The 23,303-nt window shown below is 46.5% G+C and carries 23 protein-coding genes and 1 pseudogene; all 24 read right to left on the bottom strand.

Annotated elements, in window-relative coordinates:
• Positions 1 to 252 precede the first annotated feature (252 nt).
• The gene (locus tag IGJ25_RS01890) at positions 253 to 1,689 is read right to left on the bottom strand and encodes a glycoside hydrolase family 1 protein (RefSeq protein WP_005226667.1); all 1,437 of its coding nucleotides are present in this window, start codon (positions 1,687 to 1,689) and stop codon (positions 253 to 255) included.
• 167 nt (positions 1,690 to 1,856) lie between these two features.
• Positions 1,857 to 3,623, bottom strand: coding sequence for an ABC transporter ATP-binding protein (locus IGJ25_RS01885; protein ID WP_010748553.1), 1,767 nt, complete (start codon positions 3,621 to 3,623; stop codon positions 1,857 to 1,859).
• Entirely contained in the window at positions 3,589 to 5,331 is a 1,743-nt protein-coding gene (locus tag IGJ25_RS01880; RefSeq protein WP_005226665.1) for an ABC transporter ATP-binding protein, read from the bottom strand. The genes IGJ25_RS01885 and IGJ25_RS01880 overlap by 35 nt, the downstream gene beginning before the upstream one ends.
• Complete coding sequence (locus IGJ25_RS01875; RefSeq protein ID WP_010748552.1) at positions 5,328 to 5,768, bottom strand: MarR family winged helix-turn-helix transcriptional regulator; 441 nt, start codon at positions 5,766 to 5,768, stop codon at positions 5,328 to 5,330. The genes IGJ25_RS01880 and IGJ25_RS01875 overlap by 4 nt, the downstream gene beginning before the upstream one ends.
• A 166-nt stretch (positions 5,769 to 5,934) precedes the next feature.
• Positions 5,935 to 7,686: a hypothetical protein gene (locus IGJ25_RS01870; protein WP_225000654.1), complete on the bottom strand. Its 1,752-nt coding sequence runs from the start codon at positions 7,684 to 7,686 to the stop codon at positions 5,935 to 5,937.
• Positions 7,687 to 7,851: 165 nt separating this feature from the next.
• The gene (fliS, locus tag IGJ25_RS01865) at positions 7,852 to 8,220 is read right to left on the bottom strand and encodes a flagellar export chaperone FliS (protein WP_010748550.1); all 369 of its coding nucleotides are present in this window, start codon (positions 8,218 to 8,220) and stop codon (positions 7,852 to 7,854) included.
• A 13-nt stretch (positions 8,221 to 8,233) separates the two neighbouring features.
• Positions 8,234 to 8,563, bottom strand: a complete 330-nt coding sequence (locus IGJ25_RS01860; protein WP_005232745.1) for a hypothetical protein — start codon at positions 8,561 to 8,563, stop codon at positions 8,234 to 8,236.
• 74 nt (positions 8,564 to 8,637) lie between these two features.
• Entirely contained in the window at positions 8,638 to 10,032 is a 1,395-nt protein-coding gene (fliD, locus tag IGJ25_RS01855) for a flagellar filament capping protein FliD (protein WP_438779439.1), read from the bottom strand.
• A 31-nt stretch (positions 10,033 to 10,063) separates the two neighbouring features.
• The gene (locus IGJ25_RS01850) at positions 10,064 to 10,477 is read right to left on the bottom strand and encodes a flagellar protein FlaG (RefSeq protein WP_010748548.1); all 414 of its coding nucleotides are present in this window, start codon (positions 10,475 to 10,477) and stop codon (positions 10,064 to 10,066) included.
• Positions 10,478 to 10,579: 102 nt separating this feature from the next.
• Entirely contained in the window at positions 10,580 to 11,662 is a 1,083-nt protein-coding gene (locus tag IGJ25_RS01845; RefSeq protein WP_005226642.1) for a flagellin, read from the bottom strand.
• A 136-nt stretch (positions 11,663 to 11,798) separates the two neighbouring features.
• On the bottom strand, positions 11,799 to 12,719 hold the full coding sequence (gene flgL, locus IGJ25_RS01840; protein ID WP_413118760.1) for a flagellar hook-associated protein FlgL: 921 nt from the start codon (positions 12,717 to 12,719) through the stop codon (positions 11,799 to 11,801).
• A 3-nt stretch (positions 12,720 to 12,722) separates the two neighbouring features.
• Positions 12,723 to 14,246, bottom strand: a complete 1,524-nt coding sequence (flgK, locus tag IGJ25_RS01835; RefSeq protein ID WP_005232751.1) for a flagellar hook-associated protein FlgK — start codon at positions 14,244 to 14,246, stop codon at positions 12,723 to 12,725.
• 11 nt (positions 14,247 to 14,257) lie between these two features.
• Entirely contained in the window at positions 14,258 to 14,614 is a 357-nt protein-coding gene (locus IGJ25_RS01830) for a hypothetical protein (RefSeq protein ID WP_005232752.1), read from the bottom strand.
• Positions 14,615 to 14,890, bottom strand: a complete 276-nt coding sequence (flgM, locus tag IGJ25_RS01825; RefSeq protein ID WP_005232754.1) for a flagellar biosynthesis anti-sigma factor FlgM — start codon at positions 14,888 to 14,890, stop codon at positions 14,615 to 14,617.
• Positions 14,891 to 14,985: 95 nt separating this feature from the next.
• Positions 14,986 to 16,044 carry a flagellar motor switch phosphatase FliY gene (gene fliY / locus IGJ25_RS01820; RefSeq protein ID WP_081116145.1) on the bottom strand — a complete coding sequence of 353 codons (1,059 nt, stop codon included), beginning with the start codon at positions 16,042 to 16,044 and terminating at the stop codon, positions 14,986 to 14,988.
• Entirely contained in the window at positions 16,041 to 17,051 is a 1,011-nt protein-coding gene (gene fliM, locus IGJ25_RS01815) for a flagellar motor switch protein FliM (RefSeq protein WP_008376586.1), read from the bottom strand. The genes fliY and fliM overlap by 4 nt, the downstream gene beginning before the upstream one ends.
• A gap of 17 nt (positions 17,052 to 17,068) precedes the next feature.
• A complete protein-coding gene (locus tag IGJ25_RS01810; protein ID WP_005226635.1) occupies positions 17,069 to 17,458 on the bottom strand; it encodes a chemotaxis protein CheW in 390 nt (129 codons plus the stop codon).
• A 19-nt stretch (positions 17,459 to 17,477) separates the two neighbouring features.
• Positions 17,478 to 17,840: a response regulator gene (locus tag IGJ25_RS01805; protein ID WP_003129084.1), complete on the bottom strand. Its 363-nt coding sequence runs from the start codon at positions 17,838 to 17,840 to the stop codon at positions 17,478 to 17,480.
• Positions 17,841 to 17,854: 14 nt separating this feature from the next.
• On the bottom strand, positions 17,855 to 18,442 hold the full coding sequence (locus tag IGJ25_RS01800; RefSeq protein WP_005226634.1) for a chemotaxis protein CheC: 588 nt from the start codon (positions 18,440 to 18,442) through the stop codon (positions 17,855 to 17,857).
• Complete coding sequence (locus IGJ25_RS01795) at positions 18,439 to 20,490, bottom strand: chemotaxis protein CheA (RefSeq protein ID WP_225000657.1); 2,052 nt, start codon at positions 20,488 to 20,490, stop codon at positions 18,439 to 18,441. The genes IGJ25_RS01800 and IGJ25_RS01795 overlap by 4 nt, the downstream gene beginning before the upstream one ends.
• Positions 20,491 to 20,511: 21 nt before the next feature.
• Positions 20,512 to 21,285 carry a CheR family methyltransferase gene (locus IGJ25_RS01790; protein WP_225000658.1) on the bottom strand — a complete coding sequence of 258 codons (774 nt, stop codon included), beginning with the start codon at positions 21,283 to 21,285 and terminating at the stop codon, positions 20,512 to 20,514.
• 5 nt (positions 21,286 to 21,290) lie between these two features.
• Positions 21,291 to 22,301, bottom strand: a pseudogene (locus IGJ25_RS01785) (protein-glutamate methylesterase/protein-glutamine glutaminase).
• A gap of 15 nt (positions 22,302 to 22,316) precedes the next feature.
• Entirely contained in the window at positions 22,317 to 22,826 is a 510-nt protein-coding gene (locus IGJ25_RS01780; RefSeq protein WP_005226629.1) for a chemotaxis protein CheD, read from the bottom strand.
• Positions 22,798 to 23,301, bottom strand: coding sequence for a chemotaxis protein CheW (locus IGJ25_RS01775; protein WP_438779079.1), 504 nt, complete (start codon positions 23,299 to 23,301; stop codon positions 22,798 to 22,800). Before IGJ25_RS01775 ends, IGJ25_RS01780 begins: the two co-directional genes overlap by 29 nt.
• Positions 23,302 to 23,303 lie beyond the last annotated feature (2 nt).

Raw genomic sequence — 23,303 nt, 5'->3', positions numbered from 1 at the left:
CCTCCTTGCTTGCTATGCAAACCCATTAACCTTTTATGTTTACAGTTGTAATCTTCTTCTACTTTACAATTATCGTTTACACTTGTCAACGATAATACTCAAAAAAAGGACGTTCTCCTTTGAAGCGGCCCAAAACGCGAGACTTTTGGTCTACCTTTGGGCAGTCGCTACAGGTGGAACGTACTTTTTCTAAGAAACGATCACTGCCGTTGCAGGGGTCGTTTCGCTTATTCAGGTATTGGTTTTAGGAGGCTAGCACTCTTGCCCGTTGGTTTTGATCAGCTCTTGGTACCAGTAGAAGCTGTCTTTCTTGTAGCGTGCCAAAGATCCTTCTTGCGTTTCATCTTGGTCAACATAGACAAAACCATAGCGTTTTTGGTAGCCGTTCAACCAGCTTAGCAAATCAGTGAAGGACCAGGTGCAATAGCCAAGAACTTCCGCGCCGTCGCTGATCGCTTCTTTGATGGCATGGACATGCCCTGCTAAATAATCGATGCGGTATTGGTCATGGATTTGATGATCGTCGGTTAGTTTGTCGTATTCACCAAGTCCGTTTTCGGTAATGATCACAGGCACCCGATAACGGCTAGTGATTCGTCGTAAAGCGATCCGCAGCCCTTGAGGATCGATCTCCCAATCCCAATTCGTCCGTTCCACAAATGGATTTTCGGCTTTTTTGAACATTCCTGGTGTCCCGGTTTCTTCGGAGCTGCCTTTTTTCCCAGTGGTGTTCATTTTCCCCGCTCCGACACCATCTAATGGATTGTAGGCATTTGTTGCTGTTTGGTAATAGTTGATCCCTAAGAAATCTGGTTTTGCTGAACGCAGCAAGTCCATATCTCCTGGTTCGATCGTTGGTGCGATCCCTTGCTCTTTCAAGTAATTCATTGCAGCAATCGGGTATTCGCCCCATAGATAGACGTCTAACCAATAATGCGCCATCAAGTCTTCCGCGTTTTCAGCTGCCAAAATATTTTTCGGGTCGCTGTTGATTGGGTAGTTTGGTGAGTAGGCGAAACTTGGTCCGATTTTCCCTGGGATTTTCATCTCATGGAACTTGTTGATCACCGAAGCATTCGCCAAGTTAGCGATATGATTGACTTCATACATCCGTTTAGGATCGGTCACTCCTGGTGGATGGGCAGCTAAAAGATAACCTAAAGAAGTAAAGATATTTTGTTCATTCAAGCTGACCCAATAGTGGACTTTGCCGCGAAAGGCTTCAAACAATACGGCCGCATAGTTGGTGAAATCTTCAATGATTTTGCGAGATTCCCAGCCACCGTATTCTTCTTGCAAGGCTCGTGGCAGATCCCAATGGTACAAGGTCACCATCGGTTCGATCCCTGCTTTTATCAGTTCATCGATCAATGCTAAATAAAAGTCTAACCCTGCTTGATTGACTTCTCCTCGTCCTTCTGGAAAAATCCGTGTCCAAGCAATGGAAAAACGGTAGGTTTTCAATCCTTGTTCTTTCATCAAGGCAACATCTTCTTTGAAGCGGTGGTAATGGTCGACTGCGACATCTCCGTTAGTTGCTTTAAAGGTTTTTCCTGGAATGCGGACAAAATCGTCCCAAACCGAAGCGCCTTTGCCGTCTTCTTGCCATGCGCCTTCTACTTGATAGGCTGCTGATGCTGAACCCCATAAGAAATCGTTGGGGAATTCTTTTAGTTGTTTATGATCCAATTGTTTCCCTTCTTTCTGTTTGATGATACCCCTTTCTTAAGTATACCGATAATTGCCTGATTTGTCATAAGAAGATTTTGTACCTATGCCAAGAAAGCCGATGGCACGCAAAAAATATCCTTGCAAGCAGTGGCGTTCTCCTTGCAAGGATGTGGACTAGCTATGGATCATGCATCAAATTGTGCCTGATAGAGTGCGGCGTAACGCCTCTCTTTGGCTAATAACTCTTCGTGGGTCCCTTGCTCTACGATATTCCCCTGTTCCACCACGAGGATCGTATCGGCATGTCGAATCGTGGACAAGCGATGAGCGATCACAAAGGAAGTTTTGCCTTTCATCAATTTGGTCATCGCTGCTTGGATCAGCAGCTCTGTTTGCGTGTCGACATTCGATGTGGCTTCATCAAGAATCAACAGATCGGCATCCAACAGCATTGCTCGTGCAATCGTCAACAGCTGTTTTTGCCCTTGTGAGATACCGGTTCCGTCTTCAGAGATCAAAGTATCATAGCCTTTTGGCAGGCTCATAATAAAGTCATGGATATGGGCGGCTTGTGCAGCAGCTTGGACTTCTGCCAACGTCGCATTCGCCTTGCCGTAGGCCAAATTGTCGAAAACCGTTCCCGTGAACAACCAGGTATCTTGCAGCACCATCGCATAGCTTTGCCGTAAGCTGCGGCGTGTCGCTTGGCGGATATTTTTACCGTCTAACCGAATCGCTCCTTGGTCAGGGTCATAAAACCGCATCAAGAGGTTCACGATGGTGGTTTTCCCCGCTCCGGTCGGTCCGACGATCGCGACCAAGCTGCCAGCTGGTACTTGTAGCGAAAGGTCTTTGATGATGGGCTGCTGTGCTTGATAGCCGAAGGTCACATGGTCAAAGGCGACATCACCAGACACCTCGTGGTATTCGTAGGCTCCAGGAACATCAGAAACTTCAGGTTCTTCATCCAGCAAACGGAAGATCCGTTCTGCCGCCGCCAATGCCGATTGCAAATCACTGAAGATGTTGGCTAACTCATTGATTGGTCCTGAAAATTTTCTGGAGTAAAGAACAAAGGAAGAAACATTCCCTAATGTCAGATGACCGAACAAAAACAGCAAGGCGCCAAACATACTGATCAAGGACAACGACAGATTGTTGATAAAGTTGATGGAAGGACCAGTCATACTGCCGTAGTACTCGGCATTGTAATAGGCATCCACCGCTTCTTGGTTTTTTTCGTCAAAACGGCTGATGATCGCTTCTTCTTGGTTATACAGCTTGATCGTTTGCTGACCAGAAATAATCTCTTCCACAAAGCCGTTCAATTCGCCTAATTTGCGGGAACGACGGCGAAACAATGGTTGAAATTTGCTCATCAAAAAGCGGGTCAAAAAGATCGAAGCGGGAACCGTTACGACAAAAATCAGCACCAGCAGCGGCGAAATCAAAACCATCATCACAAACGAACCAATGATCGTCACAAGACTGCTGAGGACTTGAATGGCATCGCTGGCCAATGACGTATTGATGGTATCGACATCATAACTGATGCGACTGATGATATCCCCAGTGGCGACTCGGTCAAAATACCCCACTGGCAGTTCGGTGATTTTATCAAAAATCGCCTTGCGCATCGCTGCTACCACCCGCTGACTCAAGCGGATCATCATGAGCGAAATCAGATAACTAAGAAGGGAAGACGCAAGATAAAACAGCAGCATCAGCCCACAATAAAAGAAGACTCGGTCAAAAATGACCTTGCCGGGACCCGGTTGAATGGCATCAATGGCGTATCCTGAAAGCAACGGGCCCACCAAGGCGAAGATGTTGCTGGCCATCATCAATACAGCGGCTGCCAGCAGGAGACCTTTGTACTCGTAGAGATAGCCCCACAAACGCCGTAGTGTTTTCTTACTATCCTGCGGTTTTTCCGTTTTTTTCTTCGGCATCGTCGGCACCTCCTGTCTGACCTTGATAAATGGCTTGGTAGATCGCATTTTCTGCTAGTAATTCTTGGTGACTGCCAAAGCCGTTCATTTGCCCGTTTTCCAGCACCAAAATTTTGTCGGCATGCTGGATCGAGCTGATCCGCTGCGCGATCAAGACCGTCGTCGTCTGTTGAAACTGCTGTCTCAGGACCTTGCGCAACTGAGCGTCGGTCCGATAATCCAGCGCACTGGCAGAATCATCCAAAATCAAAATCTCTGGATCCCCCGCCAAGGCCCGCGATAACAAGACCCGCTGCTTTTGACCCCCGCTTAAATTGCTGCCTTTGGCATGCAATGGATGAGCTAAGCGCTTGGGTAGTTGATTGATAAACTCCTTGGCTTGGGCGCGAGCCGCCGCTTCTTCGATCTGTTCTTTGGAAAACCGCCGACCAAAAGCGATATTTTCTTCGATCGTTTCCGCAAAAAGCACGTCTTTTTGTAAGACGACACCGAATAACTGATGCAGCTCCGTCGGATCGATGGAGCGAATGTCGCGACCAGCGATGCGAATCATGCCCTTCGTTGGGTCATAGAGACGCAGCAGTAGTTTGACGATCGTTGATTTTCCACTACCAGTCGCACCGATGATCCCTAAGGTTTCTCCCGGCTGCAAGGAAAAATCGATGTCTTTCAGCACCTGGGTACCGTTAGGATAGGTGAAGGAAACTTTTTCAAAAACGATATGCGCAGACTCTTCTTTGACAGGCGCCTCAATGACTTGCATATTTTGCGGCAGGCGCAAGACGGATTGGATTCGATCGGCAGAAGCCAGCCCCTTCGACACGATCACAAAGATGCGCGTGATACTGAGCATGGCATTCAAAATGATCGTAAAATAAGTCAAAAAGGCGATGATGACGCCTGGTTGGGTCAATCCTTGATTGACGCGAAAGGCACTGACGACGATCACTAGCGTCAGTCCGATATTCAAAAATAGGTCCATCAGGGGTGGTGTCGCAGCCATCGTTCGATTAGCGGTAGTTTCCGCAGCTACTACGTCTTGGTTGACGTGGTCAAAGCGCTTTTTCTCGTAATCTGCTTTGGACAAGGCCTTGATCACCCGAGCCCCAGTCACATTTTCACGGACAGTTCGCACCAACACATCCACTTGCTTTTGTAATGAAGCAAACAAGGGGATCCCCCGTTTCGAGATCGTGACTGCCGCCACTAAAGTGAAGGGCAAGACGCCTACTAAGACCAGCGTCAACACGGGATCTAATGTGGCAGTGATCATGATCCCCCCTAATAACAGAATCGGGGCACGAATCCCCATCCGTTGGATCATGCCTACCGTTTGATGGATGTTGTAAGTGTCTGTCGTCAAGCGAGACACCAAGGAAGGGATCCCGACTTCTTCGACTTGCGGAATCGACAGATAGGAAACTTTTTCAAATAAATCATGGCGTATACTGCCGGTGGTATCGCGAGCAACACTGGAGGCCATCCGATTGGCGATGATATTGGTGACGACTGCGATGATGGAGCAGACCACCATCGCCCCACCCCAAGCAAAAATCGCAGATACCTGCTTCGTGGGAATCACAGAATCGATGATATACGCCAAAATCCAAGGCAATAGCAAGTCCATCAGGGAGCCGAAGAATTTGATACTGACGCCAAGGGAGATGCGGCCGATATAGGGTTTTAAATATTGAGTCAAAAGATTCATTCCATCGCCTCATCTTTCGCTAAAAGCCGCTGGGAATTTTCTTTGACGATTTCCAGATCGGCGATCAACTGCTGCTGTTGGGCAGCAGAAAAACCTGCTACGACTTGTTCATTCCAGCTTTGAAGCAGCTGTTGGATTGCTGGTTGGACGGCGAGTGCTTTTTCGGTTGGATAAACCAGTAATTGTCGTTTGTCGGTGGGACTGCTGGTTCTAGTGACAAATCCTCGTTCTTCTAGGATTGCTAGTTGACGGGCAACATTGCTTTTATTCACAAAAATCTTCTTGGCTAAGGCTTCTTGACTGATCCCCGGTTGGCGGCAAATGTTTAAGATATAGGTATGATGCATCCCGCCTAAACCAAATTTTTTCAGTTCTTTTTCCCGATAAAGGGTGGCGAGACGGGCAATATGATTGATTGAGCGGATAATGGCTTCCATGAGCACTCCTGCCTTTCTTAGTTCTTCAAAGTGTCTAATCTATTATAAGGAATAATCGTTGCGTGCGCAACGATTATTGTTTCTGACGAAAAGCAACAGGTACACTGTTGTTGATCAGCAAAAAAAGAACTTCAGCCCTCTCGCTGAAGTTCTTTTCTGATTCATTTTATTCAGATTCTTTCAATAAAGCTTGTACGACCTTACGACGACGGTACAGCTGTCTGGTTTTCCAGCTGATAAAGCCGATGAGTAAAGCGAGCCAAGAAATGATCGTCAGCCATAAAGCTCCGTCGAAAAACCAAGGCGCGTCGTAATCAACGACTAAGACATTCTCCCCTGCTTGCTGTTGGACAGAAACGGCACCAATGGCACTCAAAGAGACATCTTTTTCAGTTAGCGGCTGCTGATTGAGGGTCAATTCAGTATATCGGTAATTGATGATCGGTAACGCCTTCCACGTCTCTTTATCACCTTGCCAACGTAAAGTAAGCTTCCCGTTTTCTACGGTTTTTGCCACGGTATCATTCTTTTCAATGATTTCTTCCCCGTACAAATTGTATTTGTTCTTCTTGGTCTCTTGATAGAGGGGCAGATAATCTGGCGTAGAACGTTGATACAGCGCTAAGGCTAAGGACTTGTCGTTACTAAAATAGGCTTCCTTCAATTGCGCTTCAGATTCCGCCGACAGATAGGTGTGGTTTCGCAGTGAAACCGCCGCTTCATCAGAGTGCCAATCCTGCATTTTGACCGTGTTTTGGATCAGGATTTGACCAACACTCAAGACTAAAACGAGGACGAACCAACGCGGATTTGCCAATGGCTTGCCCCGATAATAAGGAACTAGCAGGCACAAACCGACTAAGATCAAAATCGTGGCAGGAACAAAGAACCGAAAAGGAAATTGCAGTAAATTGATCACACCATTGTCCAGACTGCCTAGCCATTGCCAAGGAACAGCGTTCGATGATAAAACGAAAAAGACTGCTGCAGCTGCCGTCATTAATTTGAAGCCGCCAGATAGACGCGGCCATACACGGATCGCACCGCAAAAGAACAAAGCACATAAGATGGGCAGCAGGTACGGAGTCGTCCACCAATAGCTGCTGGTTCCAGTAATGGTATTGTTCTGCATGTTGCGATTCACAAAAGGCGCGATCAACGTGTTACTCGTATAGAGATCCAACATCCCTAACCAAATATTGGCGGTTAACAGTAAGAAGATCCCGATCGCTCCTGCTAAGCGCAGCTCCAATTGTCGTTTTTCTTCGCCGGAAGTTCCAACAAAAAAGGCGCGTAAGAAAAAGGGCACATATAAGAGCACTAACAAGATGCTTGAAAACACATGGATTTGAAATAAGACCGCCACGGAAACCCCTACCGCAAAAGGCCGCAACCGTTTATGTTCCCCTAGTGCGATCAGTGGAATCAGACACAGCGGTAACACGGCCGCTCCCCAAGCAGAAAAGCCCTGCCGCTCAATCCAATACTGGACAGAATAGGTCGCCATAAACAGGATGCTCATCCCCACTGACAGCCAGCCATTGACTCGTAGTTTCTTTAATAAGCCAAACATCGAAAACCCTGCTAGCAGATAGAGCAGCCCATTGGCGAGCAGTTGGTAAGAAAACCACGAAGGACTCAGCAAGACCAGCAATCCTTGGAAATAGGCAAAAAAGGGCCCGTATAATGCATTGACGATACGAGCAGATTGCTGAAACCCGTAGATAGAAAGAAAATATTGAAAATTGCCCTCTTTGATCTGCTGGCTGGTCTCATAAAAACGATTGAAGTGAAAGACCACATCAGAGCCCAAAATCATGCCTTGGCCTAGGATCTGCGGTAATAAAAAAACACCACTCATTGCAATCAGAATCACCACTTGCCAGAAAAGCGGCTTTTGTACTATTTTTTGTTTCAAAAAAAAACCTCCTTGCACCTTTTCGGTACGCTCATAAAAAGAGTACCAGATAGGGACGAGGAGGGGAAAAAGAAAGCTTAGTGAAAAGGGATACATGGTAAAAATTTAACCAATTACTAAACTTTTCTAGGTTTTAGGTGGTCGTTTCTTTGCTTTTTCTCAAATTTATTGGGTGATCGTTTGCCAGCTTTCCAGTAGTTCGCTTAAAAGCGGGACGACCGTTTCTGCAGGGGCTGCCTCTTTTTGGACATTGGCACTGACTAGCTGATCGTACATATAGCCATACAGCTGATCGAGATCTTCAGCGATAGCGCCGCCTTGCTCACGGTCTAAAGAGACCCGTAATTCCAATAAAATATTCTGCGCCTTGACAAATTGCTGATGAGCTTGGCTCAAATCTTCTTTTTCCAATGCGATCACTGCTAATTTGATATTTTTGATCGCTGCTTGCAACAGCATTTCAATCAGTTTGTTGGGGGAGGCACTCATTACTTGGTTCTGCAAATAGTTGTTTTGCATTTTTTGATAATTCATCTTTTTTTCCTCACTATAAATCAAATTCGACGAAGGCGGCACTGTCTTCTTGCTGCAAATACGTTTTGACAAGATTGTTTTTGCGGTTCAAACGCCCCAATTCTTGTTTGATCTCTTGCTGCTGGGCTTTGACCTGGTCTAAGAACGCTTGATACGCTTGGATCACTTGTTGCGCCAATGCACTGGTTTGTGGACTATGGCTCTGTGCTTCTGCTTGCATGGCTGCTATGACCGCTGCATTGGCTGCCATCAAACGACTGGCTTCTTCGCTGTCGCCGCGCCATTGGGCAAAACCAGTTAAAATCTGATTCAAACGTTCATCTAATGATACGTGTGGCTCCATAGGTTGTTTCCTTTCATGTTGACGAGGGTTTCTTATGCGAATGAAAAAATGACTGCTTTAATCGGCTATCTAGCCTAGTTTGACGTATTGGCAAACTGATTGCTTAGGTAGCTCAGCTGATTTTCAGCCTCCATCATCACGGAGTCTAACTTGGTAAACATTGTGATGTAACGCTCTTTTTTCATTGCCAAAATATCATCAAACCGTGTGATCTGCTTGTTTAAATCCTTGATGGTACTGTCATAGGTCGCAGATTTGGTGGCAATGATCCCTTTATTGGCTGAAGTATTGACGACATAGCTGTTGGCTAATTCTTTTAGGGCTAGTGTATAGCCAGTCTCTTTCGTGCTCGCAGTGCCATCGGCTTCTTTGGTTTTCGTACTTGCATAAAAGAAAGACTTCACAGCAGCGGGATCTTCCGCTAAGGCTTCTTTTAACTTTGTCGTATCCTGTCCCAATGTACCATCATTATCAACGGTGGAGATGCCTAGCTTATTGGCGGTCAGCTTTGAGCCGCTGACGGCTGGAATGGTGATCAAATTTCGCAATTGGGTCTGTAGACGGGTCAACGCACTGTCTCCCACCAAGGTCCCCGTCTTGTTGTTTTCACTACTAGGATCTCCCACGGTCAAATTGTCGCCGATAAAACTCATCAAGCCATTGTATTGATCCACTAATCCTTGCACTGCATCAACGACTTTCGAGGTATCATTGGCTAAAGAAAGCGTCACATGCTCCTCGCTTTTTTTCGCTAACGTCAGCGTGACACCATCGATAACATCCGTCACACTGTTGCTGTCGCGAGTGATCTTCATGCCGTCTAGCTCAAAAATAGCCGGTTGGCCTTGCGTCGTTGTCGCAGTTGAACCGATCCCTAACCCTTCGGCAGCATTGCCGTCGATCAAGAAATTTTTGTCGCCCATTTTGGTGTTCGTTAAAATCAAACGGTTATCCACGATGCTCGCCGCGACGAAGGTCGTCTTGCTTTGGCTATTGATCTTGGCTGCCACATCTTTTAAGCTGTCTTCGGCCGTGATCTCGATCGAAGCGGTGATCGGTTTGCCATCTTCATCGACTTCCGAACTGGTCAATGACAGCTGACCACTGACATTTAGGGCCGCTTTGCTGCTTTGAGCTACTTGACTCCCGGTCACCTTCGTGGCTGTTGCTAGTTGGTTGACTTTTAGATCATAGGTGCCTTCTGGAGCTTCCGTTGTTCCTGCAATTGAAGCGATGCTGCTATTGGTGGTCGTCGCTTTTTTCGTTTGATAAGCATCATCTTTTTGTAATGCATCGACTTTTGACAAAAAGTTAGTCAAGCGAGTGCTGATATCACTCCACGCCGTTTTTTGTGCTTTTAGCGACGTGATTTTATTCTCAGCGCGGGTCTTGTTGATCGCATCTGCCGCCAATAATTTTTCAATATCCTCTGAAGTCACGCCAGAATAACTCCCTAGCGTTGTACTGATTCCTTAACTGCTGGTTACACTTGCCATGTTTTCATCCCTTTCGATCGACCGCGATGCCCATGTCATCCCATATTTTCCCAATCACGTCTAGCATGTTGGCGGGCGGGATCTCTTTGATCACTTCGTTGGTCTGCATATCCACTAAACGCACCATGGTACGCCCTGTGCGCTCATGTACTTCATAAGCCAATTTCATATCTTTGCCAAGTAGTCGCTGATTCACTTCCTCCACGGAGGCTGCGATCTTGTGCTGATCGGCTACTGAAAAATAGTGGATCGGCGGTTCAGTTGCCGCTGTCTGTTCCTTTTTCTCCGCCAGTTTCCCCTCTTGGTGTTGCGGCTGAAGGTTGGCGGTCTCTTGATCTAGGGATTCGATCGGACGTGCTTTAGCGACCGACGCAACGGCTTCGATCGGGTGTATTCCTGACATTGGCTGAATATCCATCAGAGCTTCCTCATTTCTAAGCGTTTTTGTGCTGCTATGTAAAACACAAGAACTGCGCTTCCCCTAGGCAGTCCTTGTGTCAGTGGTTCACTTGATCAAAAATTATCCTTGTAACAAGCTCAATACGCTGTTAGGCATTGAGTTTGCTTGTGCCAACATTGAAGTTGCTGCTTGAGAAAGGATGTTGCTCTTCGTAAAGCTCATCATTTCTTGGGCCATATCAACGTCACGGATACGTGAGTTTGCTTCAGATAGGTTTTCTTGCGTTGTACCTAAGTTGTTGATTGTGTGTTCTAGACGGTTTTGCGCCGCACCAAGATCCGCACGTTGTGCAGAAACTGCTTTGATCGCTTCATCGATTTTCGTGATTGGGTTGTTTTCAACGCTGACAGTTGCCGCTGCTGCTTTGCCTTCATCAGAAGCGGTAAATGTTGCTAAAGCATCATCGTATGTTTTTTGAGCTGTTGCTTTTGCTGTATCATCCGCTGCTGTATCGATGGCTGTTTGTAATTCAGCAACTGTTTTACCAGCTGCCGCATCAACTGTGCCGTCCGCTGCATATTTTGTTGTAGCATCTGCTTTGAAGGCAGTCGCTACTGCTTTATCTTTTGCTGCAGCAACAGCTTTGGCATCGCTTGTGTCAATGGCTTGTGTTAAATCTAAGCCTTTTACTTTCAAGGCAGATGAGCTCATGTTGTTGATTGAAACGCTCATTGTTTGGTTTGCATTGGCACCGATTTGGAAAGTGAATGATTTCGCATCATCGCCTTCACCAGTTAACAAGCTTTTTGTATTGAATTCAGTGGTATTGCTGATACGGTCGATTTCATCAGACAATGCAGTGTATTCTTTGTTGATCGCACTGCGGTCGTCATCACTTAACGTACCATTTGAACTTTGTACCGCAAGATCACGCATACGGCCTAAGATGCTGTGGGTTTCATTTAATGCACCTTCTGCTGTTTGGATCAATGAAATACCATCTTGTGCGTTGCTTTTTGCTTGTGACAAACCGCCGATTTGGCCTTTCATTTTTTCAGAAATTGCTAAGCCAGCTGCGTCGTCCCCAGCTTTGTTGATGCGTAAGCCTGAAGATAATTTAGACAAAGAATTGCTTTTAGAAGCATTTGCTGCCGTTAGGCGTGAGTAAGTATTCAATGCTGAAACGTTTGTATTGATTCTCATGTGTAGTTCCTCCTAATTTTTATTCGCTAAGGTTTCCCTCTGCTACTATTTATCGGAAGAAACCGTTCAGGGTTAAGCCTTTTTTCTAAAAAAAATAAAAAACTTTTGCTCTCAGCAAAGAACAAAAGTTTTTGGGTTAATTTAAATAATCTAGAATGGACATCTGCATGATCTTTGTTCCCTTCGCTAGTGTTGAACGGTAGGCAGTCATTTGATTTTGATATTCCATATACTTTTCCGCAATATCGACGTCTTGTTTGTTGGACAGTGTTTCGGTCAAGTTCAGCTTTTCCGTCTCATTTCGATCAGCTGCCGCTTCCAAGCGATTGTAGAGGGTGCCGATCTGCGCCCGTACATTCACCACATTAGTGGCATGCTGGTCATGAGCGGTTAAAAGCTCGCCCCCTAAGGCATCTTTATCATCACTGCGCAACGCAGACAACAAATCATTGAAATAGGTGCTTAAATTTTGGGGATCCTCAGCTGTGCCCGTCTCGTTCATCAGACGATCACCGCTGGCTAACAGATCCACCGAGACCCCATTTGCGATTTCTCGCGGCAAGTCTTCGCTGGTGCCATTGTATTTGATACCGACGATGGCGTCATTTTCTTTTACGATCTCAAAAGGCGCCGTCGTCGTATTCGTTCCGCTAAATAGATAGCGGCCATCAAAGTTGGTGTTTAATGATTCAACGATGCCTTCGATCTCTTGCTCGATCTCTGAACGATTTGCCCCTAATTCCTCACTGCCAGCTGTCGCATTGGCAGAAGATTGAACCAACGAGCGAATCCGCAGCATCGAAGTACTGACGCTTTCTAAAGCAGAATCTTGGGCTTTTGTCCAAGAAATACTGTCTTTGATCGTATTGTTGTAAGTTTTGTTTTGATTTAACGACACATTGAGATCCATGATTTTTGAAACCAGCAGCGGATTATCCGAGGACTTGCTGACTTCTTTTAAGCTCGATAGCTGATTCAACGTGGATTGGACTTTGGAGGCGTTGGTTCCTAGATTTCGTAAAAAATCATTGTAGGTGATTGAATTGGAAATACGCATGGTCTACACTCCTGTTCGATTGATCAATGTGTCTAACATTTCAGAAACGACCGATAATATGCGGGCATTGGCCTGAAATCCTTGTTGGAAACGAATCACATCTGACATTTCTTCATTTAATGAAACCCCAGACACCGATTGATTTTTGTATTCTAGTTGATTCAGCAGCGACAATTGGGCACTGACTGTATTGTCGGCTTGCTGTTTTGAGATCCCGTTTTTGGTGACGATGCTGTTAAAGTAGCTGCTGACACTCATGCCAGATGCTGCATTGGCAAACGTCAATGTCTCAGAATCAAAAGAAGCGATCGTCTTTTCTGACAACGGGAAGTCCAATTTGGCACTGCTGAGTTTCGCCATTGCAGCAGCTCTTGAACCATCTCCTGCTGCATTGCTCGTTCCGCCGGTCACCAGACTTGGGTTATCTAACAGTGCTTGGCTGACCCGAATCGTCGTCGCTGTACCAGTATCATCTTGGCCGATCTCAAATAGTCCGCTAGTAGGAGAAGCGCCGCCAGTAAAGACCATGTTCATGGCTTGCGCGATCGTCGACGTAAAGTTGTTCAATTCCGTCAAGCGGCTGCCGATCTCCCCAGATGATGCTTGCAGGCCACCGATCGCGCCTTCTTTGATTGGCAATTCTGTATAGGCGGTTTCGCCATTGTCGGTGGTTTTCGTCAACAAGACGGTTCCAGCTGGATAAGACCCTGTAATGGTTTCGGCAGGATTCAAGGCGTTGCCGTCTTTGGAAACCAAGGCGCCTGTGTCGCTTTGTCCCACCACCACACTAAGGGTATTGCGTTCCTCCGCACTTAAGATCGTCTGTCCGCTCATGGATACAAACCCACGGCCATACTGATCGGTCTTGGTTTCGATCCCTGCTAGACCCGAGAGATCTTTCAACAGACTGTCTCGACGATCCAAAAGATCATTCGGTGTCTCACCACTCGTCGTCAACCCATAGATCTGTTCATTCAAGGATTGCAGCTGTTTGACCTTCTCATTGAAGTCCAGCGCGGATTTTTCGATGGTATCCAGCGTGTCGCTTTGCAGCTGCGTCATTTGTTTGCCCATTTGGTTGATGGTATCGGCAAACGTACTGCTGTTTTCCAGCACAAGGGTCTTAGACGTATCCAGTTCAGGATTGTTGGCTAATGCGGTCCAAGAATCAAACATCGTTGCCAGCTGTTTGGACAGTCCATTGTCAGAAGGCTCATTCATTAAACTTTCCAGCTGTCCTAATATGTCTGCTTTTTGTTCATAATATGTATAGGTAGAATTGGCATTGCGTACTTGTCCAATGACAAAATCATCGACGATCCGTTCGACACTGCCGACTTTCACACCCATACCGATGCTGCCAACACCCGCTAGATGGTAAGACGCTTCGGCTTGCAAGTTGACTCGTTGTCTTGAGTAGCCATCTGTATTGGTATTTGCAATGTTGTGGCTGCTGGTTTGCAACGCTGCTTGATTGGCGGTCATGCCCCGGGTTGCGGTGCCTAATGAACCAAATAGTCCTGTCATAGAAGTACTCCTTACATTTTTTGATCGATGATCGCTGTTGAGACAGCTTGTTTTTCTTGGTATTTCGAATACGTATTTGCCGGTGTCTTGATATTTTCTTTGACTGCATCCATCAAAACAGTTTGGAAACTAATGGCTTGCTCCGTCAGCAGGAGATTTTCGGCTTGCTGCACTTGGATCTGGCGGATGAGTTCTTTGATCGTCACTGAAAGAGTTCCTTCATACGTGGAAAAAACGGGTACGAAGGCGGTTTTTTTCTCGACGAGTTCTGGTAATTTTTCTGCTTGATTTTTGATCAAGCAGGTCTTTTCTTTTTGCAGCAACCGCAAGAACTGCTGAAGCTGACGCTCAAATTCCCGTTCTGTCATCTAGTCGACCTGCTTTTCATCTTGTTGCAGCATTTTATCTGCGATCGTTTCGGCAGATACTTGGTAGGTGCCTTCTTTGATCGCTCGTTTCAATTCTGCCACTCGCTCACTACGACTGGCTGTTTGATTGGCACTCTTTTGAATGGCTTGAGCTGTTTCGGATAATTGAACATCGACGGTTTTTTCTGTCTGAGCAGCAGTTGGCTTTTCTTGTTTGACCGCTTCACGTTTGATGGCCTTGTCGCTGTATTCTGCGTAACCTCTTTCGATTTTCATAGGTTCTCCTCCGTTCTCATTCTTCTACCCTCTACTATCGGTCAAATCACAAAAAAGTTAAACCCATATGTTTAACTTTTTGCGATTTCTTCAAATTAATGCAAATTGTGGATGCGTTGTTTTTGCGAAAGAATGTTGGTGATCCGCACACCGAAGTTTTCATTGATGACCACGACTTCCCCAGTGGCGATCAGCTTGCCGTTCAACAAAATCTCTAGCGGTTCATCCGTCAGTTTTTCCAGCTCGATGACGGACCCCGTATTGAAAGATAAAATGTCCTTAATGGTTTTTTTGCTGCGGCCTAACACGACACTTAGATCCAATGGCACATCAAGAATCAAGTCCAAATTATCCCCATCGCTCACTCCGCTGGAGGCCAATGTTTGAAACGCCGGTTTGCTGACTTCCACGGGCTTTGATGCAGCCGCTGGTTCTGGCGTAGGTGCAGCAACGGGTGCCGTTGGCTGCGGTGTTGGTGTTTCTCGAGTAACGACAGTCGCTTCATCGGACAGCATCGCACTGGCGATATCGTTGACCACCGGATCCGTAAAGATCTGCATGATTTTGCTTTCGATCAGACCTTCGACGCGCAAAGAAAATGAGATACAATAAATCTCTTCCTCTGCCTCGATCCCGCTATACTCAATGTTTTCTGGTGTCTCCCATAGTTTGACGATCGGCGGTAAGATATCCACTTTACGGCTGATCATCGTCGCCATCGAAGTCGAGGCAGTCCCAATCATTTGGTTCATGGCTTCTGCCACAGCACTTAGCTCTAATTCCGTAAATTGGGTGTTGCTGGTTTCACCGGTTCCCCCCATCATCAAATCAGCGATCACGATGGCATCTTTGACTTCTAACAGCATCAAATTACTGCCTAAAAGGCCTTCTTTAAATTCAACTGTCGTTGCTACTTTTGGTGCAACGAGGTCGTTTAAGATCTCACCAAATTTGATTTTAGACACCCGGGGAGTTGTGATGCTGACCCGACGATCAAGAATGGAAGACAACGTCGTCGCCGCTTGCGACATGGAGATATTGCCAACTTCGCCGATAATGTCGACTTTGACTTGCTCTTCTAATCCTTGCGGCTGGGTTGGGGCACTTTGATTCAACAATGCATCGATTTCTGCTTGGGATAAACGTTCACTCATAGTTCTTGCTCCTCTTCTAACTTGTCTAATAATTCAATGGCTAAATGGTCCTCTTGCTTCCCAGGTTTTGCTCGGAAGTAAGGTTTTCCATCGATGAAGGTCTCTAATGGTTCAGTAATTTTTTTGTCTAGTTTGATGACATCGCCTTCTTCTAAGTGGAGAAACTCAGAAAGACTCATTTGAGCATGGCCCAACAGAACTTCTAGATTCAATCCGACCCCATTCAAACTTTTTTGCAACTCGCGGCTATCGTCTTGGTTGACTGGCTGATTGCTATCAAACCAATTGCGGAAACTTAATTTATCAATGATCCCTTCAAAAAAGACATACGGGATACATAGATTGATAAAATGTTTCACTTCAAAAATTTTGATAGTAAAGGTCACTAATACGACGGGTTCGTTGGGCGACATGTTTTGCATCAATTGCGGATTCGTATCGATTCCATCCAAAACCGAATCCAAGGCAACGATGTCCTTCCAAACATTTTGGTAGACCCGTACAAATTGTGCTACTACTTCTTCCAAGATCGCTGTTTCAATATCAGTAAAACTTTTTTTCTCGCTAAAATCCATTTCGATCGGCTTGTTTTGATAGACATCCAAGCCGCCGCACAACAACTCCACCAACATCATACACAGTTGTGGGTTCATCTCGATCATTTGAATCCCGCTCAAAGGCTGCGAATGAAAGAGCCCCAACAAAGTAAATTTTGGTATCGAATGGATAAATTCGTCATAACTGACTTGTTCGATAGCTGCCAACTGCAAAGAAACATTGGTCCGCAGTTGGGTAGAAAGCATGCTGCTGCTCATCTTCGAGAAATCCTCGAAGATCATGTGCAGGGTATTGACGTATTCTTTCGACAGCTTTGTTGGTCGGCGAAAATCGTAGGCTTTCACTTTGGCTTGTTTGTCTTCTATCTCAATAATTTCTTGATCGATCTCTCCGCTGCTCATCGCATTCAACAATAAATCAATCTCTTGCTGCGTCAATACCTGATCCACACTAATCCCCCATTTTTTTAAAAAATCATGTGATCGATTTGAATCACACTGGCTACTTTTTCACCGATCGTCACGACCCCAACGGCATGTTCTGTCTCTTGATTGCTCAGTTGGATATCGTCTTCGGTGATATCAAGAACTTCAATTACTTCTTCTACGAGGACCCCTTTGGTCTCCTCTTGCTTCTTCATGATCAATATGTTTTTTTCGTAGGCTGGTTCCATGATGGGAATCAATTTTGCCAAACGAATCACCGTTACGACAGACCCCCGCAGATTGATCAACCCTTCCACCCACTCTGGTGCTAAGGGCACCTTCGTAAAGGAAGGGGCATCAATGACCTCGTCCACCGAGTCCGCCGAGATCAAATAGTACTGCTGAGCCATTTTGAAAAGAATCATCTGCATGTCGCTATCCTCCTAGGCATTAGGCAAAGGCTTTGTCGATGGCAGTGATTACGCGGTCCGTGTCAAAGGGCTTCACGATAAAGTCCACCGCACCGGCGCGAATCGCATCCATCACCATTCCTTGTTGTCCCATGGCACTGCACATTACGACTTTGGCCTGCGCATCAAACGTGCGGATCATTTTTAATGCCTCTAAGCCGTCCACTTCTGGCATCGTGATATCCATAGTCACTAAGTCTGGTGTCGTTGCTTGGTATTTTTCAAAAGCCTCTTGGCCATTTTGGGCTTCCCCCACGACTTCATAGCCGTTTTTTTCTAAAATATCCTTTAATTTCATGCGCATAAATACCGCATCATCCACGATCAATACTTTTTTTGACATTGTATTTGCCCCTTTCAAATTCCTAATGAATCAAATATGTTTTCTAGTACACCGATTTCTGGAATCAAAAATAACGATGCCTCTAATGTTTCTTTGGCGTAGACGAACTCATTACGAATCACCATCACCTGCTCATCATACTGGGCCATCGCCAGATAGATGGAGCTGATCGCTGCGCCAAAGAAATCATAGCTGGCGCTTGGTAAAGACGCACTCAGCTGGGTTTCCAACAGTTGCCCGATCGCGATCAAAAAAGAATTGGTAAGAATGTTGGTCAACTCGTTGATGACCGATTGCTTCAATTCTTCAGACGGATCGCTTTCTTGGATCATCAACTGACGCAATTTTGCGGCGGATTCATCCGTTAAGACAAACAAGAAGATCCCCCGAAACGCCCCTTCGATTTGGCTCATCACCACATGAACTTCTTTGTCTTCCGCCATGATCTGCTGATACAGGTCCTCATAAGCTAGAATCTCGACTTCCGGTACCCGCATATCGATCGGTTGTTGGACGAGCTTTGATAAACTAGTCGCAGCGTGACCACCGCCGATATTGATCAGTTCTTTTAGGCCATCGATCTGCAGCGCTGTATAGCTCATAAGCGGTCATCCTTTTTTTCCTGACAGATGGCATGAATGTCTAGGATCAGTGCGATCGAGCCGTTGCCCATAATCGTTGCTCCTTGATAGCGATTCAGCTTTTGCAGCAGCGGATCGATTTTCTTGATGACGATTTCTTGCTGGCCGATCAGCTCATCTGCCAAAATGCCGTGAAATTGTTGGTCATTGTTGACGATGATGGCGAATTTTTTCTCAGATGGATCGCCTTCGATCGCTAAGAGTTGATCGGTCCGAACCAAGGGAATCAACTCCTCTTGAAAACGATAGACCTCATCTGAGACCGTCTGGATGATCTCTTCTTCTTTGACCATCACCACGCGTTCGACGAGATTTAGTGGGATCGCAAAGGTTTCTGCTCCGACGCGAACCATCAACGCTTGAATGATCGATAGAGTCAATGGCAATTTGATCACAAACTGCGTGCCTTTATTTGGCTGGCTCTTCATTTCGATCGTGCCCCCTAGTTGGGTGATCTTGGATTGCACGGCATCCATCCCGACACCGCGCCCAGAAATGTTAGTCACTTCTTGCGCAGTTGAAAAACCAGGATGGAAAATCAGCTGCTGCAACGCTTCATCGGAAAGACCTTCCGTTGCTAAGCCTTTCTTTTCAGCACTTGCTTTGATTACTTGCGGATCAAGGCCTTTGCCATCATCCTCTAAAGTAATGATCACGCGATTGCCTTCTTGATAGGCCGCCAAGCGAATCGTGCCCTTGCGCGGTTTGCCCAGTTTTTCCCGAACATCGGGTGCTTCGATGCCGTGATCGACAGAATTACGTAACAGATGGACCAGAGGTTCGCTCAACTCAGAAACCACTGTTTTATCCAATTCCGTTTCTTCCCCAAAAATGACAAGTTCCATTTCCTTTTGCAGTTCATTGGATAAGTCCCGAACCATTCGTGGAAAGCGACTAAAGACGACATTGACTTGCTGCATGCGGATCCGCAAGACCAAATCTTGCAGCTCAGAGGTCAATCGTGAGACTTGCTCTAAGGGGTCTTTGACTGCTTCGATGTTTTCCCGCTCACTGACATCTTCCAATTGATTGCGATAGACCACCAATTCGGACACGAGATCCAAGAATGAATCTAAGCGATTCAAGTCGACTCGGATCGATTGATTTTGGGCGGACGCATGATGCACGGGCGTCGGCGATTTTTCTTTCGTTTCTGTTGTCGCTTGCTGAAGAGCAGAAGTCTCTGACTCTGGGGTCGGCACTGGTTGGAGCAGCTCTTCTGCCTCCTCCAACACAGCCGCTGAAGGATCAAACGGTGCCACCACGAAGGCTTCGATCTCACTGTTGCTGGCGATGTTTTGCTCGACATCAGCCAGTGTTTGCTGCGTCAAATACAGCAGTGAAAAATCTGATTCAAAGGTGCCTTCTTCGAGTGTTTGGGCATCTGGTTCTGTATAAAGAACTTCCCCTGCTTGGCCAAGCTTTTCCATGATCAAGAAGGCACGAGCACCTTTTAACATAGATTGGGCATCTAAGCGAACAGCAATTTGGACCGCTTGATAGCCATCTCCAGCCGCTTGCTCGATCACATACAGATCAGAAGGATCGATCTGTTGAAGCTGTGGGGTTAACGCGCCCACTGCGGTGGGGTTTTGGCTTGCTTCTGTCTCGGTTGATATACCGCCAGAATGTTCCGTTTGGTCAAGTTCGGCCAATAAATCGGCAATTTGAGCTGGCTGCAGGTCGCGTTCTTCCCGCAAGTCCTCCACAAGTTCTGACAGGCGATCCAGACATTTGAAAATCAATGAGATCGATTGCTGGGTCACTTGCAAGGTCCCAGTTTTAAATAACTCAAAAATATTTTCCATTTTATGGGTCAGCTGCGTCATGACGTCATAGCCCATCGTTGCCGCCATCCCTTTAAGGGTATGGGCAGAACGGAAAATATCATTCAGCAAGGCGCTATCTTTTGGATCGTTTTCCAATTGCAAGACATGATCATTCAACTGCGCTAAATGATCGTCTGTTTCTTCAAAGAAAAGGGTACGATAGACACTATTGTCATCCAAATGGGTCCCTCCTTTACAAAATTATACTTTTTGATAGATAAACGAATCGATTTTCTTGAGACCGAATTGTTCCGCAAAATTGATCGTTTCTGTCGCTCCCGTAAACAAAATGCCCCCTGGGACCAATGCATCGCTGAATTTTTGATAGACGGCATCCCGAGCATCGCTTTTGAAATAAATCGTCACATTGCGGCAAACGATCACATCAAAAGGCCCATTGTACGGGTCTTTCAAAAGATCGTGTTGCTTAAAATGAACCCGCCGTTTGATTTCCGGTTTGATCTGAAACTGGTTCTTTTCTTTTGCATCAAAAAAACGGGCACGTTCTGCCGCTGAGACATTCCGCAATTCGTGGTCTCGATAGAGTCCTTGCTTGGCTTTTGCCAAAATTTGCGTATCGATATCGGTAGCCAAGACATTGGCTGCGGCAATTTGGTTTTTTTCTAGCAGCATCGCGATCGTATAGGGTTCTGCCCCAATCGAACATGCGGCACTCCAAATTTTGGGCAGCGTGGTTTTCGGGAGAACAATGGTTGTCAAGACGCGTTCAAAGGCGTCAAACAGTTCTTTGTTGCGATAAAATTCCGTTACGTTAATGGTGATATGGGCTAAAAAAGCCGCCCGCACCCCGTCATCGCCTTCGATCAATTGCTGGTACTCCCTCAACGTTTTTGCCCCGCTGTTTTCCATGATCGTAAGGATGCGGCGCTGCATTTGATTTTCTTTGTATGCGGCTAAGGGAATCCCTAATCGGCGATCCACCCACGCATTAAATAAGGCAAATTCTTCTTCCATCTTCTTCACCTGACCATCTGTGCAATTTTTGCTTCAATGCCCTGCAATGGCAGGACTTCATCCACGACTCCTTGTTCAATGGCATACCGCGGCATCCCAAAGACTGTACACGTTTCTTTGTCTTGAACGATCGTATAGCCCCCAGCCGCTTGGATCTGTCGTAAGCCAGCGGTGCCGTCTTTTCCCATCCCCGTCAAAACCACTGCCGCTAGTTGCGGGCCATAGTAGTCAGCTGCTGAGGAAAAAAGATAATCGACGGTTGGCCGCGTCCCATGCCGTTTTTCTCGCTGGTCCAACTGCAGGTGCCCTTGTTGGACCGTCATGTGGTAATCCCCTGGACAAAGATACACTTGATTTTCGATCCGCATGCCGTCGACTGCTTCTTGTACTCGGACGGTTGTCTCTGTGTCTAAGCGTTTTGCAAAGGAAGCCGTGAAGCCCGCTGGCATATGCTGAACGATCAAAATCGGGCAACGCAAACGTGCAGGCAAACGGCGAATAATTCCCAGTAAGGCACGTGGTCCGCCTGTTGAAGCACCAATGACTAGCGCATCAAGTGATACCGGCAAGCTGTTTTGTGTCAGCTTAGTGGGCTGGGCAATCGTTGGCACTGGCGGGTGAACCGTACCGACTTCATGATCCATCGCCAAAATCTTTTGATGAAATTCAGCGATCTATTCTTTTTCGATCATCGATAGACTGACGGGTTTTTCCACAAAATCTCGGGCGCCAAGCGCCAATGCCTCAATCGTGGTTTCTTGATTGGTTAATGAACTAAGCATGATGACGGGAATGGCTGATTGCTGTTTCATCCTCCGCAAGGTCTCTAATCCGTTCATCACTGGCATCTCCACATCCATTACTACCAAATCGATCGCTTCTTTGGTCAGATAGTCCAATGCTTGTTTGCCATTGCGGGCAGCGACGGTCACCTCGATATCAGGCAGCTGATTCAATAAATCTGTCACTACTTTCCGCATGAATGCCGAATCATCGACGATCATTACTTTTTTCATGTCCCTGTACTCCTTTTACAAATAAACGATTTCTTGTTTGACTTGCCGAACCATGGTCTTGAAATCCTGAAGATCCACGATCATCGTTCGACCAGCGCTGCCGCCAACATGTTTGGCTACGATCGGAATGTTTAGCCGAGCCAAGACTTCCTCGACGGCTTCAATATTGCGCTGACCAATATTGCTGGCAGCGTTAAGCGTCTGGAACTGAAACATATTGGCGCCGCCAACGATTTTCGCTTGAAAGCGAGGCCGACGGATCTTTTGTTCCAGCTCAGCCACCATCGCTGGCAATGCCAAGTCCGCAAACTTCTCGGGCTTGATTTCCCGCTTGTGCAAAAAAGGCTGACTATCTGGCAGCATAATATGACTCAAGCCGCCGATATGACTGGCTTCATCGTAAATGATCGTGCCGATGCAAGAACCTAAACCCACCGTGATCAAACGCGTCGGCGCTTGGGCGATCTTATACTCCGAGATCCCCACATGCAGTTCCTCATTCACGGTCATCATTGTCATGGTCATTGGCGGCTGCCAATTCCTCTGTCTGATAGGCGTCTAACTCCGCCGTCATCTCAGCGGCTTGTTCATAGCTGAAGAGAAACGGCAGCTCCAATGCCAGCACAAGTTCATCGTCTTTTTTCAGAAAGGCTTCGATATAGTTTTGCTTGAGTCCTGATGTATTTAGTTCCGCATTGCTAGGACTTTCAACGAGCGGTAAAATGCCGACGATCTCTTCCACGTAAAGGCCGATCGCCTGCTCTTGCCAGTGACACAACAAGACCACATTTTGCCCAGTTTCCGGTGTAAATTCATCAAGCAGCTTTTTGCGGATGTCAATGATCGGCACCATCGCCTCTTCAAAAGGCTGGATCCCCAGCACGAAATCCGCCACTTCTGGCAGCTGGGTAAAAGGAGCAGCCTCAATGACCCGTACCACATAGTCGATTCGCAAGGCAAAGAGTTGTTGATGACTTTTAAATACAACGTATTGTTCCATTG

Origin of the sequence: Enterococcus sp. DIV0240d (assembly GCF_051711245.1) — a bacterium.
GTDB lineage: Bacteria > Bacillota > Bacilli > Lactobacillales > Enterococcaceae > Enterococcus_D > Enterococcus_D casseliflavus.
This window is presented reverse-complemented; position numbering and strand designations above follow the sequence as displayed.

Excerpts from the sequence above, each read along its gene's own strand:
- flgK (WP_005232751.1), bottom strand. The coding sequence starts at position 14,246 with ATGACAGGACTATTTGGTTCATTAGGCACCGCAACCCGGGGCATGACC.
- fliY (WP_081116145.1), bottom strand. The coding sequence starts at position 16,044 with ATGAGTGAACGTTTATCCCAAGCAGAAATCGATGCATTGTTGAATCAA.
- IGJ25_RS01850 (WP_010748548.1), bottom strand. The coding sequence starts at position 10,477 with ATGGATATTCAGCCAATGTCAGGAATACACCCGATCGAAGCCGTTGCG.
- IGJ25_RS01790 (WP_225000658.1), bottom strand. The coding sequence starts at position 21,285 with ATGGAAGAAGAATTTGCCTTATTTAATGCGTGGGTGGATCGCCGATTA.
- IGJ25_RS01780 (WP_005226629.1), bottom strand. The coding sequence starts at position 22,826 with ATGACCATGACAATGATGACCGTGAATGAGGAACTGCATGTGGGGATC.
- IGJ25_RS01875 (WP_010748552.1), bottom strand. The coding sequence starts at position 5,768 with ATGGAAGCCATTATCCGCTCAATCAATCATATTGCCCGTCTCGCCACC.
- fliS (WP_010748550.1), bottom strand. The coding sequence starts at position 8,220 with ATGAATTATCAAAAAATGCAAAACAACTATTTGCAGAACCAAGTAATG.
- IGJ25_RS01885 (WP_010748553.1), bottom strand. The coding sequence starts at position 3,623 with ATGCCGAAGAAAAAAACGGAAAAACCGCAGGATAGTAAGAAAACACTA.
- IGJ25_RS01800 (WP_005226634.1), bottom strand. The coding sequence starts at position 18,442 with ATGAGCTATACAGCGCTGCAGATCGATGGCCTAAAAGAACTGATCAAT.
- IGJ25_RS01805 (WP_003129084.1), bottom strand. The coding sequence starts at position 17,840 with ATGTCAAAAAAAGTATTGATCGTGGATGATGCGGTATTTATGCGCATG.
- IGJ25_RS01860 (WP_005232745.1), bottom strand. The coding sequence starts at position 8,563 with ATGGAGCCACACGTATCATTAGATGAACGTTTGAATCAGATTTTAACT.
- flgL (WP_413118760.1), bottom strand. The coding sequence starts at position 12,719 with ATGCGTATTTCCAATTCAATCACCTACAATGATTTTTTACGAAATCTA.
- IGJ25_RS01775 (WP_438779079.1), bottom strand. The coding sequence starts at position 23,301 with ATGGAACAATACGTTGTATTTAAAAGTCATCAACAACTCTTTGCCTTG.
- IGJ25_RS01845 (WP_005226642.1), bottom strand. The coding sequence starts at position 11,662 with ATGAGAATCAATACAAACGTTTCAGCATTGAATACTTACTCACGCCTA.
- IGJ25_RS01880 (WP_005226665.1), bottom strand. The coding sequence starts at position 5,331 with ATGAATCTTTTGACTCAATATTTAAAACCCTATATCGGCCGCATCTCC.
- flgM (WP_005232754.1), bottom strand. The coding sequence starts at position 14,890 with ATGAAAATCGAAAGAGGTTACGCAGAATACAGCGACAAGGCCATCAAA.
- IGJ25_RS01830 (WP_005232752.1), bottom strand. The coding sequence starts at position 14,614 with ATGACAGAACGGGAATTTGAGCGTCAGCTTCAGCAGTTCTTGCGGTTG.
- IGJ25_RS01810 (WP_005226635.1), bottom strand. The coding sequence starts at position 17,458 with ATGCAGATGATTCTTTTCAAAATGGCTCAGCAGTACTATTTGATCTCG.